General features: G+C 56.9%; 12 protein-coding genes. 6 read left to right on the top strand and 6 right to left on the bottom strand.

The genetic code is table 11. The annotated features are described in order from the left end of the window. Position 1 precedes the first annotated feature (1 nt). Positions 2-664, bottom strand: a complete 663-nt coding sequence (locus DBQ51_RS11635) for an RraA family protein (RefSeq protein WP_054328206.1) — start codon at positions 662-664, stop codon at positions 2-4. A gap of 135 nt (positions 665-799) precedes the next feature. Between DBQ51_RS11635 and DBQ51_RS11630 the strand changes: the two genes are divergently transcribed. Further along, positions 800-1,915 carry an enolase C-terminal domain-like protein gene (locus DBQ51_RS11630; RefSeq protein WP_054328205.1) on the top strand — a complete coding sequence of 372 codons (1,116 nt, stop codon included), beginning with the start codon at positions 800-802 and terminating at the stop codon, positions 1,913-1,915. A 15-nt stretch (positions 1,916-1,930) separates the two neighbouring features. Continuing rightward, the gene (locus DBQ51_RS11625; protein ID WP_107631638.1) at positions 1,931-2,674 is read left to right on the top strand and encodes an SDR family NAD(P)-dependent oxidoreductase; all 744 of its coding nucleotides are present in this window, start codon (positions 1,931-1,933) and stop codon (positions 2,672-2,674) included. Positions 2,675-2,849: 175 nt separating this feature from the next. Here the strand turns inward: DBQ51_RS11625 and DBQ51_RS11620 are convergent, their stop codons facing one another. Further along, positions 2,850-4,271, bottom strand: a complete 1,422-nt coding sequence (locus tag DBQ51_RS11620; RefSeq protein ID WP_107631637.1) for an MATE family efflux transporter — start codon at positions 4,269-4,271, stop codon at positions 2,850-2,852. Between the two features lie 571 nt (positions 4,272-4,842). Here DBQ51_RS11620 and DBQ51_RS11615 point away from each other — a divergent pair. From DBQ51_RS11615 to acrA, 3 genes are read left to right on the top strand one after another with little or no spacing between them, the layout of a single operon-like run. Continuing rightward, a complete protein-coding gene (locus DBQ51_RS11615; protein ID WP_107631636.1) occupies positions 4,843-5,985 on the top strand; it encodes an acyl-CoA dehydrogenase in 1,143 nt (380 codons plus the stop codon). Positions 5,986-6,006: 21 nt separating this feature from the next. After that, complete coding sequence (acrB, locus tag DBQ51_RS11610) at positions 6,007-6,807, top strand: acryloyl-CoA reductase electron transfer subunit gamma (RefSeq protein ID WP_107631635.1); 801 nt, start codon at positions 6,007-6,009, stop codon at positions 6,805-6,807. Between the two features lie 21 nt (positions 6,808-6,828). Further along, on the top strand, positions 6,829-7,938 hold the full coding sequence (gene acrA / locus DBQ51_RS11605; RefSeq protein ID WP_054328584.1) for an acryloyl-CoA reductase electron transfer subunit beta: 1,110 nt from the start codon (positions 6,829-6,831) through the stop codon (positions 7,936-7,938). A 173-nt stretch (positions 7,939-8,111) separates the two neighbouring features. Here acrA and glgX read toward each other — a convergent pair whose 3' ends face one another. The 3 genes from glgX to DBQ51_RS11590 all read right to left on the bottom strand — a co-directional run bounded on the left by glgX (position 8,112) and on the right by DBQ51_RS11590 (position 11,482). Continuing rightward, entirely contained in the window at positions 8,112-10,214 is a 2,103-nt protein-coding gene (glgX, locus tag DBQ51_RS11600) for a glycogen debranching protein GlgX (RefSeq protein ID WP_107631634.1), read from the bottom strand. Between the two features lie 131 nt (positions 10,215-10,345). Further along, complete coding sequence (gene rfbA / locus DBQ51_RS11595) at positions 10,346-11,203, bottom strand: glucose-1-phosphate thymidylyltransferase RfbA (protein WP_107631633.1); 858 nt, start codon at positions 11,201-11,203, stop codon at positions 10,346-10,348. A 78-nt stretch (positions 11,204-11,281) separates the two neighbouring features. Beyond that, positions 11,282-11,482 carry a helix-turn-helix domain-containing protein gene (locus tag DBQ51_RS11590; protein ID WP_159068166.1) on the bottom strand — a complete coding sequence of 67 codons (201 nt, stop codon included), beginning with the start codon at positions 11,480-11,482 and terminating at the stop codon, positions 11,282-11,284. Between the two features lie 73 nt (positions 11,483-11,555). On the opposite strand from DBQ51_RS11590, the gene DBQ51_RS11585 reads away from it, so the two are divergent. Then, positions 11,556-11,801, top strand: coding sequence for a hypothetical protein (locus DBQ51_RS11585; RefSeq protein WP_054326911.1), 246 nt, complete (start codon positions 11,556-11,558; stop codon positions 11,799-11,801). 86 nt (positions 11,802-11,887) lie between these two features. Here the strand turns inward: DBQ51_RS11585 and ppdK are convergent, their stop codons facing one another. Continuing rightward, positions 11,888-14,521, bottom strand: a complete 2,634-nt coding sequence (gene ppdK, locus DBQ51_RS11580; protein WP_054326912.1) for a pyruvate, phosphate dikinase — start codon at positions 14,519-14,521, stop codon at positions 11,888-11,890. Positions 14,522-14,532 lie beyond the last annotated feature (11 nt).

The following is a 14,532-nucleotide window of genomic DNA, read 5'->3' as shown; positions in this document are numbered from 1 at the left end:
TTTATAAAATGCCGAATTTCGCGAACGCTTCCGTGGCGGACATCCCTTCTTCGATCGCTTTTCGTACAAGCTTTTCACCGGACGCCTTTTCGATTGCTTTTCCGATGCACTCGGCCGCGGCCTCGCGCGGGATAATCAGCACACCGTCGATATCCGCGAATACGACGTCCCCATCGTGAATCGTGACCTGTCCGATTTCAATCGGGCAGCGGAAGTCCACTACATTGGTGCGAATGCTGGAATCCTGCGCCCACCGGTCCTTGGCAAATACAGGAAAATTTTGGCTGAGGACTTGCGGCGTATCCCGCGTATAGCCATCTACGACTGCGCCGGCGGCGTGGCGCGCTTTGGCTGTTGCGGTCAGCAGCTCCCCCCAGAGCGCACTGTTATGCGCGCCAGTAGCCAAATACACGTCGTTTGGCCTCAGCTGGTCGAGCGCTTCGGTAAGGTAACCGAACGGCTTTTTCTGTGGGCAAAATACGTCCTGCTCTAACACGGTGCAGGCTCGTCCAGCAATTTTCATATCCGGCCGGAGCGGATGCAGATAAGGAGGAAGAAATTGATGGGCAAAGCCCATCGCATCCAGAATATCCCCTACAACCGGCGTATACAGCTTGTCTTTCATCAGGGAGAACATCTCGTCGTCATTTTGAAAATGTTTCATGAAGCATGCTCCTTTTACAGAAAAAATGTTGCGAAAAGAATTCTGATATATCACTTGTATTATAATATCTGTTGTGATATAATTCAAGCAGTTTTTTCGAAGGTGTTTTAATTTCTTTGACAGGAGGCTTGATTTATGGTTATTGCAAAATTTGAAACATGGTGGATCGACCGGGGAAAGTGCCTGTTTGATGAAAAGCGCCAGGGCGGCGCCAAAATGGGCTGGGATGTCATTGCAATCCGGCTTACCACCGATACGGGCATTGAAGGCATCTCCACCTGTATGGCGGCGCGTAGCGGCGGCGTCAGTGAAAGCTATCTCCACGACAGCATCGCGCCTGTTGTATTGGGACGGGACCCGCATGACAGAGAGGCTATTTTCCACGATCTGTGGAACATCGACCGTCATGAGGCCTTTTTCCCTGTATTTCTCCCGGGACCGGTAGATGTGGCCCTGTGGGATATCTGCGCGAAAGCTGCGGGGCTGCCGCTTTACCAATACATCGGGGCATATCGGACGAGCCTGCCGGTTTACGCCAGCGGAAACTTCCACGGGACTGTACAGGAATATGTGGACGAAGCGGTTTACTACAAAAGCCAAGGCATCCCCGGCTATAAGGCCCATCCGGGCGGTCCGGTATCATTTGATATGCAGGTGCATCAGGCGATCCGCGATGCGGTAGGACCGGATTATGTGCTCATGAGCGACCCTGTGGGCGAATACACCATGGGAGATGCCATCCTGGTGGGGCGCCAGCTCGAGCACCTGGGCTATAAATGGTTTGAGGAACCCTTCCGCGATTTTGAGCTGTACAAATACACCGAGCTGTGCCGCGCCCTGGATATCCCGATTGCAGCTACGGAAACCACACGCGGCTGTCATTGGGGGGTTGCGCAGGTGATTGCGCAGCGCGCGGCGGATATTGTGCGCGCAGATGTGAGCTGGAAAGACGGCGTTACGGGGACACTGAAGATCGCCCACATGGCGGAAGCTTTCGGCATGAATTGCGAGCTGCACACGACAACGATGAACTATATGGATCTGGTCAATGTGCATGTAAGCTGCGCGATCCGCAATTGCGAGTATTTTGAGTATTTTGTACCAGAAGATAATTACCGCCTGCCCATGAAAGGCAACCTTCCCATCCACAACGGTGTCATCACCGTGCCGGAAAAGCCCGGAATCGGCACTGAACTAGATTGGGAGTTGATTGAAAAAAGCTGCCACAGCTACCGCTTTCAGGAAATTTAAGAAAGGAGATTTATCATGAAAGCCTTGGAAGGACGTATCGGCATCGTTACCGGAGGAAGCAGCGGAATTGGGTATGCCATATCCAATGTACTGGCAGAGGCGGGCGCAACCGTGTATGCGGTAAGCCGTACCGGAAAAGTAAAGGACGGAATGCCTGCCAGCGCGCTGGGGGTAATCCATGTGCAGGGTGATGTCACGAACGATGCGCGCATGCGCGAGATCGTCGAGCAAGCCAGCGGAAAACAGTCGTTGGATTTTCTGGTCAACAACGCAGGCATCACAAAAAAATGCCGGGCCGAGGATTTCCCAGCAGAGGATTTTGCACATATCCTGCAGGTGAACATCCACAGCGTCTTCCGTCTCTGCCAGTTATGCTACCCGTATTTGAAAAACAGCCGGCATAAGGGGCGCATCGTGAGCATCAGCAGCATGGCCGCGCATCTTGGCTTTACCGAAGTGGTCCCTTACTGCACAAGTAAGGCAGCAGTATGCGGCATGACCCGCGGTCTCGCGGTAGAATGGGCGAATGACAACCTCTGTGTGAACAGCATTGCCCCGGGCTGGTTCCCCAGCGAAATGAGCAAGCAGGTCATGACACCGGAACGGAAAGCCGCCATCCTGGGCCGAATGCCGGTGCATGCGTTTGGCGATACCAGAGATTTAGGCGAAATGACAAAATTCCTGCTGAGTGATGGCGCAAAATATATCACAGGACAGGATTTTGCTGTGGATGGCGGCGCGCTGGCATACGGATTCTGATGCAAGGCACAGGTTGCCATCTATCTGTGTCTTTATCCTCCGCAAAAATAAATGAGAGCGCCGCTCCAGCCCTTAGAACTGGAGCGGCGCTTTTTATATTTGCGTAAGTTTCCAAGGCAGAGCAGGTCAAAAGCCATGTGCATGTGCAGCCGGACGGCAACATCTTGCCAGCCGTTCATTCCATCGCGGCGGTTTGCTCCGCGCCGCTGGCCAGAAACGCTGCGACCCGCCGGCCGACCCGCCGCATCAGCACCAATGCGCAGACCAGCGCTGCGCCCTCGGCGATTGGAAACGCAGACCATACCAGCAACTCCGCGTTCGGCAAGCGAGTGAGCAGCCACGCAAGAGGAAGCGCGACCACGATCAGGCGGATGAGCGACAGCACAAGCGACTGCACGCCGCAGCCAAACGCCTGGAATATCCCTTGGAACGCGATGTTCGCCCCCGCAAACAGATAGCCGGGCGTGATAATGCGGATGGCATAAATACAAAGCTGCCGCGCCTCCTCGGATACCGCAAAAATCCCGATCAGTTGATGCGCGAACACCTGCAACGCGACAGCGCCCGCGCCCAGAATCACCAGTGTATACAGCATGCCGTACCGTATCCCACTGTCCACCCGCATTTTGTCCCGCCGACCAAAGTTGTAGCTGATGATCGGGATCATCGCGTTGTTCATACCGAACGCCGCAAAAAAGACAAACTGCTGGATCTTATAATAAATTCCATAGGCAGTCACCGCGGCGGTCGAAAGCGACCCCAGGACAATATTCACTCCGTAGGTCATAAAAGACATCAAAGCCTGCATGATAATGGCCGGAATGCCGATTTTATAGATCTCCTGAATAATGGAACGCTGCGGCGCCAGATACCGCAAGCTGGTGTCAAAATACTTCCGGTTCGCCGCGGTGTGAAAGAGGAAGCCCAGCATAAGCGATACGAACTGCCCGATAACCGTCGCATACGCGGCGCCATCCACACCCATGGCCGGACAGCCGAACCAACCGAAGATCATAATCGGATCAAGGATGATATTAACGACCACACCGGACATCTGTGCAATCGTGGCTAACATGGTGCAGCCGGTCGCCTGTAGCAGCTTTTCATAAATCATGTAGACCACGCAGCCGAACGACAGAACCGAGCAGATGCGCAGATAGCTGCTTGCCAGTTCTATCACCAGCGCATCTGACGTTTGCGACCGGATATAGACCCCCACGCCGAGCAGTCCGAACAGCAGGAACACCGCATAGGTACAGCAGCTCAGGAAAATGGAATTGCCGGATATACGGCTGCTTTTCTCGCGGTTCCCCTCCCCCAGGTTACGGGAGAGCAGCGCATTGGTGCCGACGCCAGTACCGACGCCGATCGCCACGATCAGCATTTGGATCGGGAACGCCAGCGTCAGCGCATTGACCGCGTAATCGCCCAGGTTCGGCACCGCCGGATCGGTCATGCAGCTTACGAAATAGCTGTCCACAATGTTATAAAAGGCCTGTAGCACCATGGACAGGATCATCGGCACCCCCATCGTGAACACCAGGCGGTTCATCGGAACGCTCCCCATTTTGTTACTCACGTTTTCTGTTGTTTTCATGGTTCCTCCTTTTTCTTCCAAGGGAGACTTTTGGGGGAAAGCTGCCATAACCCGTTTTTTTTGATTGCACCGCACAAAAAAAGTGTAAACCCGATCCGGATTTACACTTTGCAGCCACTCGATTGATATAATTATAGCAATCTTTTTCTATTCTGTCAAGCGCACAAAAGGGGCTTCTCATGTAGTGATTGGTGATTATCTCTATATTTCCTTTTGTTTTTTCGTCACTTTCACAACCACTTATCAGCCACAACAAAAACTTCAACCAATTTTACATATATTATGGTTCTTTTATTGTTTTATTCCGGTTATTTTGCTGATTGACGCGGCATATTGGGTATGGTATATTGGTTTTTGCAAGCAAGAAATAACAATCATATAACCAAGATATTACACATTTTAACCCGCAACTATTTTGTTTTCCGCTTGCCCGAACGTGCAGACAAACCGTTCCCGATCCCCGAACCGGCCGGAAGATCGACCCTTGTCCTGCTGTTCGGTATAGACACAGGCTGAACGCCGGCGCTCCGTCGGCATGGCAATAAACATCAAACCAGAAGGAGACTTGAACATGGATTTCCAGTTGACCCGTGAGCAGCAATTGGTTCGCCAGATGATGCGTGACTTCACTGAAAACGAAGTAAAGCCCATCGCCGCCGAAACCGATAAAACCAGCACCTATCCGCGCGACACCATCGAAAAGCTTTTCGATATCGGCGTAATGGGTATGATCGTTCCCGAACAGTACGGCGGCGCCGGTGCGGACGACACCTGCTCCGCTATCGCGATTGAGGAGTTATCCAAGCAGTGTGCTTCGACCGGCGATATCCTGGCCACCCACAACGGTCTGTGCTGCGGCCCGATCATGGCGAACGGCACTGAGGAGCAGAAGCAGAAGTACCTCCGCATGCTGACCAAGGGCCACAAGGTCGGCGCGTTCGCACTTACCGAGCCAGATGCCGGTTCGGATGCCGCCAAGGGTACCTGTGTTGCCGAACTGCAGGGGGATCACTATGTACTCAACGGCTCCAAAATCTTTATCACCAACGGCTATGTAGCGGATGTGTTTGTCGTTTTCGCCATGACCGACCGGAGTAAGGGAACAAAGGGTATCTCCGCTTTTATTGTGGAAAGCTCGTTCCCCGGCTTCTCCGTCGGCAAGCATGAGGAAAAGCTCGGCCTGCACGGTTCGCCCACGGCGGAGATCGTGTTCACCGACTGCATCGTCCCTAAGGAAAACCTGCTCGGTGCAGAGGGTAAGGGCTTCAAGATCGCGATGCAGACGCTGGACGGCGGCCGTATCGGCATCGCTGCACAGGCGCTCGGCATTGCGGAGGGGGCCATGGAGGAATCCATCAAGTTTGCCAAGACGCGCGAGCAGTTCGGGCGCCCGATCGCCAAATTCCAGAATACCCAGTTTGTTTTTGCCGACATGCACGTCGCCATTGAAGCCGCCCGTCTCCTCACCTACAAGGCGGCTGCGGTCAAGGCATCGGGCGCGCGCTTCACGCTGGAGGCGGCGACCGCCAAGCTGTTCGCCTCGGAAGCGGCAATGAAGATCACCACCAAGGCGGTCCAAATCCATGGCGGCTACGGCTATACCAAGGATTACCCTGTCGAGCGCATGATGCGCGACGCCAAGATCACCGAAATTTACGAGGGAACGAGCGAGATCCAGCGCGTCGTAATCTCTGGCAACATTCTCGGCAAGTAAGAAAAGGAGGAGAACAGAACTATGAAAGCAATCGTATGTGTAAAGCAGGTTCCGGATACCTCCGGCAAGGTAGCGGTGAATCCGGACGGGACGCTGAACCGAGCGTCGATGGAAACGATCACGAATCCGGACGACCTGAACGCGGTAGAAGCGGCGCTGAAGCTGAAGGATGAGACGGGCTGCAAGGTAGTTGTAATCACGATGGGTCCCCCGCCGGCGGAAGGCATGCTGCGTGAGCTGCTGGCGCGCGGCGCGGACGAGGCGGTGCTGGTATCGGCCCGTGAGTTCGGCGGATCGGACACCTTCGCGACCTCGCAGATCCTCGCGGCGGCAGTGAAGAAGGTGGGCCTAGAGGACGACGATATCGTATTCTGCGGACGGCAGGCGATCGACGGCGATACGGCGCAGGTAGGCTCGCAGATCGCGGAGAAGCTGGGCGTACCCCAGATTTCGTACGCGGCGGACATCAAGAAGGAAGGCAACACGGTAACCGTCAAGCGCATGCTGGAGGACGGGTACATGACCATCCAGGCGAAGACGCCGTGCCTGCTGACGTGCATCAAGGAGCTGAACGCACCGCGCTATATGTCGCTGAGCGGGATCATGGACTGCTACGCCAAGCCGGTGGCGGTATATGAGTACAACCCCCTGCAGGATGATCCGCTGATCGATCCCCCCACGATCGGACTGAGGGGGTCGCCGACGAACATCTTCAAGTCGTTTACGCCGCCGCAGAAGGGCAAGGGCAAGATGCTTGAGGGCGCGGACAAGGCGACGTGCGAGACCCTCGCGGCGGAGCTTCTGAAGAAGCACATCATCTGAAGGAAAGGGGAATAATGAACAATGGCTGAATTTAACAACACCAATCTGGCCGATTTCAGCGGGGTTTGGGTATTCTGTGAGCAGCGCCAGGGCAAGCTGCAGCCGACGGTGCTTGAGCTGATGAGCGAGGGGCGCAAACTGGCGGACGACATGGGCGTAGAGCTGTGCGGCCTGCTGCTGGGCAAGGACGTAGACGGAATGGCCAAGGAGCTTGGCGCATACGGAGCGGACAAGGTATACATCGCGGATTCGCCGCTGCTGGAGACCTACACGACGGACGCATACGCGAAAGTAATCTGCGACACGGTAATGGAGAAGAAGCCGGAGATCATGCTGATCGCGGCGACGAACATCGGCCGAGACCTGGGTCCGCGCTGCGCTGCGCGTCTGCACACGGGCCTGACCGCAGACTGCACGCATCTGGACGTAGATGTGGAGAAGTACGCGGCGTTCCTGAAGGAAGCGTCGACGCTGCCGGAGGCGCAGATCGACGCGCTGGACCGCTCTGACCGCAACCTGAAGATGACGCGTCCCGCGTTCGGCGGACACCTGATGGCGACGATCATCTGCCCGCGTTTCCGTCCGCAGATGGCGACGGTTCGCCCGGGCGTGCTGAAGAAGAGCGAGTACGACGAAGCGAAGGCGAATGCGGTAGTGGTAGAGAAGCTGAGCATCAGCCTGAGCGAAGCGGACATCGAGACCAAGGTGCTTGAGGTCGTAAAGGAAGCCAAGGAGCTGGTAGACCTGACGGGTGCAGAGGTAGTGGTATCGGTAGGCCGCGGCATCTCGAAGGATGTAGAGACGGGCATCAAGCTGGCGGAAGAGCTGGCGTCGGAGTTTGGCGGCGTAGTAGGCGGCAGCCGTGCGGCGATCGACTCGGGCTGGCTGACGGCGGACCACCAGGTAGGCCAGACGGGCAAGACGGTACATCCGAAGCTGTACATTGCGCTGGGCATTTCGGGAGCGATCCAGCACAAGGCCGGCATGCAGGATTCCGAGTGCATTATCGCGGTGAACAAGGCTGATGGCGCGCCGATCTTTGACGTTGCCGACTACGGCATCTGCGGCGACCTGTTCAAGGTCGTTCCCATGATGATCGACGCTATCAAGGCTGCTAAAGCTGCTAAGTAAAAAACAGACCACCTGCGGAAAACCGCCGCCGCTGTACCTCTCATGCAGTACGGGATATGATCCGCGCCGCATGGCCTGCCGCCGCCTAACGGCAAGCCCGGCTGCGGCTTTCTGCCGTGTGAAATTGACAAAAAGCCCGCAGAGCATTTGCTCTACGGGCTTTTTCCTGTTGTTCACCGGCGCTCCGCGGCCACCACCGCCACCGAGCGCGGCCCCAGCGTAAAGCGCGCGCCGTCAAATGGGATATCCGGCGCGAACGGCTCCGCGCAGGACGTGTGCAGGACAAGCCGCCAGCGAAGCCCCTCCGGCGCCGCGGGAATCTGCTGCTCCCGCGCCTCCCAATGCGCGTTGACCGCAAGCAGTACAAGGTCGTCCGCCGTATTTTCCTCGTTCCGGCCTGCGAACAGCACGCCAATCTGCCTGGTTTCCCCCTCCATCCGACCGTTCCATGCCTCTCCATTATGCAGGGATACGTCCGGCCAGCCGCAGGCCGCGGGGCTGGTCGCGTCGCGCAGCACCGGATGCACTTTCCGTAGCGCGATCATCTGCTGCACAAACCGGAACAGGCCCTGGTTCTGTTCCAGCCGTTCCCAATCCAGCCAGGAGACTTCGTTATCCTGGCAATAGGCGTTGTTATTGCCGAACTGCGTATTGCCGAACTCGTCGCCAGCTAGGAACATCGCCGCGCCGCGGCTGCAGAGCAGCACGGCAAACGCGTTTTTGCGCAGGCGGTCGCGCAGCTCCAGTACTGCCGGCTCGTCCGTCTCCCCCTCCGCGCCGCAGTTCCAGCTATTGTTGTCATTCGCGCCGTCCGTATTCCCCCAGCCGTTCGCCTCATTATGCTTCTGGTTATAGGCATACAGGTCGTACAGGGTAAAGCCGTCATGGCAGGTCAGGAAATTGACCGAGGCGTTCTGCCGCTTATCCGGCGGATACAGGTCGGGCGAGCCGCAGATACGCTGTACCGCCGCCTGCGCCAGTCCGGCGTCGCCCTTAAGGAAGCGGCGCAAATCGTCGCGGTATTTCCCGTTCCATTCCGCCCAGCGGTTCCAGGAGGGGAACGAGCCAACCTGATACATGCCGCCCGCGTCCCAGGCCTCTGCAATCAGCTTGACGCGCCCCAGAATCGGATCGAACGCCAGGCTTTCGAGCAGCGGCGGCTCGGACAGCGGGCCGCCATCCTCATCGCGCCCCAGGATACTCGCCAGGTCGAAGCGGAACCCGTCCACACGATATTCGACCACCCAGTAGCGCAGGCAGTCCAGAATAAACTGCCGCACAGTCGGGTGGTTGCAGTTGAGCGTATTACCGACGCCGGAAAAATTATAGTACCGCCCATCCGGCGTAAGCATGTAATACACATTATTGTCCATCCCCTTGAATGAGAAAAACGGCCCCCGCTCGTCGCCCTCCGCAGTATGGTTAAACACCACGTCCAGAATGACCTCAATGCCGTTTGCATTCAGCGTGCGGATCAGCGTTTTCAGCTCGGTCCCCTCGCGGTTGAACTCGACCGCCGCCGTATAACCCGTGTTGGGCGCAAAAAAGCACACGGTATTATAGCCCCAGTAGTTGAGCAGCGTCCGGCCGTCCACCACGCGTTCCTCGGCCAACTCGTCGAATTCAAACACCGGCATCAGCTCGACCGCGTTTATGCCGAGCGCTTTCAGGTAGGGTATCTTTTCCATCAGGCCGGCGAAGGTCCCCGGGTGCGCCACACCTGACGATGGATGGCGCGTAAAACCACGCACATGCGTCTCATAAATCACCATATCCTGAAACGGGATATGCGGGTCGCTGAAAGCGCCCCAATCGAACGCATCCTCAACCACGCGGGCATGATACGCCGTTTCCGCCGCCGGCTTCTCCCCCCACCGGCTTTGTCCGGTGACGGCGCGGGCATAGGGGTCGAGCAGGAAGCGCGTCCTGTCAAACAGCAGCCCACGGGCGGGGTCATATGGCCCATCCATCCGGTAGGCGTATTCAAACTCCGTGATCTCCAGACCAAACACGATCATCGACCAGGTGTTTCCGATGCGGCAGCTATCCGGAAACGGCAAAACCGCATACGGCTGCTGTTCAGTACGCCGGAACAGACACAGCTCGCAGCGGACCGCGCCAATCGAATGGATGGTGAAGCTGACGCCGCCCGGCACGGGCGTTGCGCCGTTAAGCAGGAACAGGCCGGGCCGCACGGCGAAGCCGCACACGGTTCCGGTCGCGCGCAGGGGCTGGACAGACGCCGGCTGCACGGGCAGTATGGTTTTCTCGGACATGGGTTCCCTCCTTGTGCTGACGGACGGATGCTTATGGGTTCAGTATACCCCGACGGAACGCTTTTGTCCACCGCACAGGGCAAACAAAAAGCCGCCGGAAAAATTCCGGCGGCTTTGTTTCAGAGCGGCGCTCACAGGCATTGCAGGTATTGCCCGTACAGCGTCTTATCCAAATCAGACGCAAGGCGCATGAGCGCCTGGTGGGAAATGTAGCCGCGCTGGTACGCGATCTCCTCCAGGCAGGCGATATAGCGGCCAGTTTCATCCTGCACGCGCTTGACCTCCTGCGCGGAGCCCAGCAGGTTTTCCGCGGTACCCGCGTCCAGCCAGACAAAATCGCGGTCAAATTTGACCACATGCAGCTTGCCGCGGCGCAGGTATTCCAGATTAACGTCCGTGATTTCCAGCTCGCCGCGCGCGGAGGGCTTGAGGGCGTGGGCGATCTCCATCACGTCGTTATCATAGAAGTACAGGCCCGGGATGATATAATTGGATTTGGGATAGCGCGGCTTCTCCTCAATGGAAACTGCATTGCCCGCCTCGTCAAATTCCACCACGCCAAACGCGCGCGGGTCGTTCACATAGTGTCCGAACACACAAGCGCCCTCCCCCAATGCGAGCGCACGGTTCAGGTAATCCTCAAAAAACGGGGAATAGAAAATATTATCCCCCAGCACCAGGCAGACATCGTCCTTTCCGATGAACTGCTCGCCGATCAACAGCGCGTCCGCGATGCCGCGCGCGACCTCCTGCACCTCATAGGTGATATTGACGCCGAAGCGCCCACCCGAACCCAGCAGGCGGTAAAACGGCCCTTCCTCTCCGGGCGGAATGATAATCAGGATATCGCGTATGCCAGCCTGTAGCAGCACGGCCAGCGGATAATAAACCATCGGCTTATCATAGACGGGCAGCAGCGGCTTACAAACCGGCCGCGTCATGGGGTAAAGGCGCGAGCCTTTGCCCGCGGCAAGAATAATTCCTTTCATATGGCGTTCCTCTATCTTTGTTCTGATATTGCAGGAATATTATAGCATCTCCGCATGGAGATTTCCACCCGAATCTCTTTATTCATCAAATCCCAGTGCTTCATCGGGCGTGATGCACAGCAGGCGGCAGATTGCGGCGAACGTTTCCACATCCATTTTGTTTTTTCGTGTCTCGTACATGCTATAGGTTGATTTCCCCAATCCCAGCGCCGCGCTTACATCTGTTTGACGCAGCCCAATTTCCTTACGCCTTTTGCGAAACCTGTCCAAATAATCCATAGCTTCTCCCTCTTGATAAATCATGTTTTATGATTTATAATAATCTCACGATACATGAAATAAGGCGATTATTATGATACCAAATACGGAAGACCTCTTTGCCCACTACTGCACACACGGTTTGACCATGCCAGACGACTTTACCAAAGCGCCTGCTTTTCTGATACTCAAAAATCAGCTTTCTTCCGAACAAACGCGGCAGTTGTCCGCATTATTGGATGAACAGGCGCTTACTTTCTGCGACTATGCCTATCAATGCTTCCAACAGGGCATCCGGTTTGCCCTCTCCCTGATGCAGCAGCTCTACCCGCCGGAATAGGCATACTTTTATTTATTATAGCAAAGCCCGTCCATATATGCAACGAAAAAAGCCCCTCCAGATGGAGGGGCTTTTTTTATCAGCTTTTACGCCTTTCCAAGCTCCTTGACGCGCGCCTGCGCCGCCGCCAGGCGGGCGATCGGAACACGGAACGGCGAGCAGGAAACATAGTTCAGGCCCACATTGTGGCAGAACTCGACCGAGGACAGGTCGCCGCCGTGTTCGCCGCAGATACCGAGCTTGATCTCCGGACGTACCTTCTTGCCGTTTTCGACCGCCATTTTTACCAGACGACCCACGCCATGCTGGTCCAGACGGGCAAACGGGTCGGATTCCAGAATCTTCTTGTCAAAATACGTCTCCAGGATGCGGCCCACGTCGTCGCGCGAGAAGCCGTATGTCATCTGGGTCAGGTCATTGGTGCCGAACGAGAAGAACTCGGCTTCCTCCGCGATCTCGTCCGCAGTCACAGCCGCGCGCGGCGTTTCTATCATCGTGCCGACCATATACTTCATCTTCAGGCCGGAAGCCTCGATCAACTCGTCAGCCTTGGCCTTGATGATCTTCTTGACAAAGCGCAGCTCGTTGATCTCGGATACCAGCGGCACCATGATTTCGGGCGTGATGTGCAGGCCGTCTTCCTTCCAGACATTGATCGCGGCGGAAATGATCGCCTCGGTCTGCATCTCGGCGATTTCCGGATACAGCACGTCCAGACGGCAGCCACGGGTACCGAGCATGGGGTTGAACTCATGCAGGTCTTCCACCTTGGCCTTGAGCTTTTCAAAGGTAATGCCCATTTCGCCCGCCAGCTCGCGGATATCGTCGTTCTCCTGCGGCAGGAACTCATGCAGCGGAGGATCGAGCAGGCGGATGGTTACCGGCAGGCCGCCCATCGCACGGTAAATCCCCTCAAAGTCGCCGCGCTGCATGGGCAGAATCTTGGCGAGCGCCGCCTTGCGCTGTTCGACCGTATCGGACACAATCATCTCACGGACCGCCTTGATACGCTCCGGCTCGAAGAACATATGCTCGGTGCGGCAGAGGCCGATGCCCTCGGCGCCAAACTTGCGCGCCTGCGTTGCATCGCGCGGGGTATCGCCGTTCGTACGGACGTTCAGAGTGCGGATCTCATCCGCCCAGCCCATGAAGCGGCCGAAATCGCCGGTCAGCTCCGCGTCCTGTGTTTCGATTTTGCCGAGGTATACGTTGCCGGTCGAGCCGTCAAGCGAGATGAAATCGCCCTCGTGTACGACCGTCCCATCGGCAAAGGTGAGTGTCTTGTCCGCCTCGGAAACCTTGATGCCGTTAACGCCGGCGACACAGCACGTACCCATGCCGCGTGCAACAACCGCCGCGTGCGAGGTCATGCCGCCGCGTGCGGTCATGATGCCCTCGGAAACCGCCATGCCATCGATATCCTCCGGCGAGGTTTCCTGACGCACCAGGACGACCTTGAGACCGGTCTTATGCGCTTTCGCCGCTTCCTCCGCCGTGAAATAGACCGCGCCGCAGGCCGCGCCGGGAGACGCCGGCAGGCCGGTTGTGATCGGGGTCGCCGCCTGAAGCGCAGCGGGAACAAACGTCGGGTGCAGCAGAGCGTCGAGCTGCTTAGGCTCGACCTTCATGATGGCCTGCTCCTTGGTGCAGACGCCTTCGTCCACCAAGTCGACCGCGACCTTGAGCGCCGCCTGCGCGGTGCGTTTGCCGTTACGGGTCTGGAGCATGTAGAGCTTGCCGTTTTCAATGGTGAACTCCATATCCTGCATATCGCCGTAGTGCTGCTCCAGGCGAGAGGAGATGTCCACAAACTGCTGGTAAACCTCCGGCATGGTATCGGCCAGCGCGGAGATCGGCTGCGGGGTGCGGATGCCGGCCACGACGTCCTCGCCCTGCGCGTTCATCAGGAATTCGCCGTACAGCTTCTTTTCGCCGGTCGCCGGATTGCGGGTGAACGCAACGCCCGTACCGGAGGTGTCGCCCATGTTACCGAACACCATAGACTGCACATTGACCGCGGTACCCCAGGAATGCGGAATATCGTTCATGCGGCGGTAGGTATTCGCGCGCGGGTTATCCCACGAACGGAATACCGCGCGGACCGCTTCCATAAGCTGCTTTTTAGGATCCTGCGGGAAATCCTCGCCGAGCGACTTCTTGTAGTGGTCCTTGAACAGGACGATCAGCTCGCTCATATCGTCCGCGTCCAGCTCGTTGTCCATCTTAACGCCCTTTTTATCCTTAACCTGGTCGATAAAGGTCTCAAAGGTGGACTTGGGCAGCTCCATCACAACGTCCGAGAACATCTGGATGAAACGGCGATAGGAATCGCGTGCGAAACGCGGGTTATTGGTCAGCTTTGCAACCGCTTCGCAGATCTCGTCGTTCATACCGAGGTTGAGGATGGTGTCCATCATGCCGGGCATAGAAGCGCGCGCGCCCGAACGGACGGATACCAGCAGCGGGCGGTCGGGATCGCCGAGCGTTTTGCCCGTTACCTTTTCCAGTTTATCGAGGTACTCCATGATCTGCTCCTGAATATCCGGATAGATCGTTTTTCCGTCCTCATAATACCGGGTGCAGGCCTCGGTCGTGATGGTGAAACCCTGAGGAACAGGCATACCCAGTCCGGTCATCTCCGCCAGATTGGCGCCCTTTCCGCCGAGCAGTTCACGCATTTTGCCGTTGCCTTCCGGGAACATGTAAACATACTTCTTCATTTGGGTCTTCT

The sequence above is a fragment of the Agathobaculum massiliense genome (genome assembly GCF_900291975.1).
Taxonomy (GTDB): domain Bacteria; phylum Bacillota; class Clostridia; order Oscillospirales; family Butyricicoccaceae; genus Agathobaculum; species Agathobaculum ammoniilyticum.
The sequence above is the reverse complement of the archived record's forward strand: the minus strand, read 5'-3'. Positions and strand labels throughout refer to the sequence as shown.

What these genes read in the sequence shown, in the direction of transcription:
- DBQ51_RS11635 (WP_054328206.1), bottom strand. Translation starts at nt 664, where the DNA reads ATGAAACATTTTCAAAATGACGACGAGATGTTCTCCCTGATGAAAGAC.
- DBQ51_RS11630 (WP_054328205.1), top strand. Translation starts at nt 800, where the DNA reads ATGGTTATTGCAAAATTTGAAACATGGTGGATCGACCGGGGAAAGTGC.
- DBQ51_RS11625 (WP_107631638.1), top strand. Translation starts at nt 1,931, where the DNA reads ATGAAAGCCTTGGAAGGACGTATCGGCATCGTTACCGGAGGAAGCAGC.
- DBQ51_RS11620 (WP_107631637.1), bottom strand. Translation starts at nt 4,271, where the DNA reads ATGAAAACAACAGAAAACGTGAGTAACAAAATGGGGAGCGTTCCGATG.
- DBQ51_RS11615 (WP_107631636.1), top strand. Translation starts at nt 4,843, where the DNA reads ATGGATTTCCAGTTGACCCGTGAGCAGCAATTGGTTCGCCAGATGATG.
- acrB (WP_107631635.1), top strand. Translation starts at nt 6,007, where the DNA reads ATGAAAGCAATCGTATGTGTAAAGCAGGTTCCGGATACCTCCGGCAAG.
- acrA (WP_054328584.1), top strand. Translation starts at nt 6,829, where the DNA reads ATGGCTGAATTTAACAACACCAATCTGGCCGATTTCAGCGGGGTTTGG.
- glgX (WP_107631634.1), bottom strand. Translation starts at nt 10,214, where the DNA reads ATGTCCGAGAAAACCATACTGCCCGTGCAGCCGGCGTCTGTCCAGCCC.
- rfbA (WP_107631633.1), bottom strand. Translation starts at nt 11,203, where the DNA reads ATGAAAGGAATTATTCTTGCCGCGGGCAAAGGCTCGCGCCTTTACCCC.
- DBQ51_RS11590 (WP_159068166.1), bottom strand. Translation starts at nt 11,482, where the DNA reads ATGGATTATTTGGACAGGTTTCGCAAAAGGCGTAAGGAAATTGGGCTG.
- DBQ51_RS11585 (WP_054326911.1), top strand. Translation starts at nt 11,556, where the DNA reads ATGATACCAAATACGGAAGACCTCTTTGCCCACTACTGCACACACGGT.
- ppdK (WP_054326912.1), bottom strand. Translation starts at nt 14,521, where the DNA reads ATGAAGAAGTATGTTTACATGTTCCCGGAAGGCAACGGCAAAATGCGT.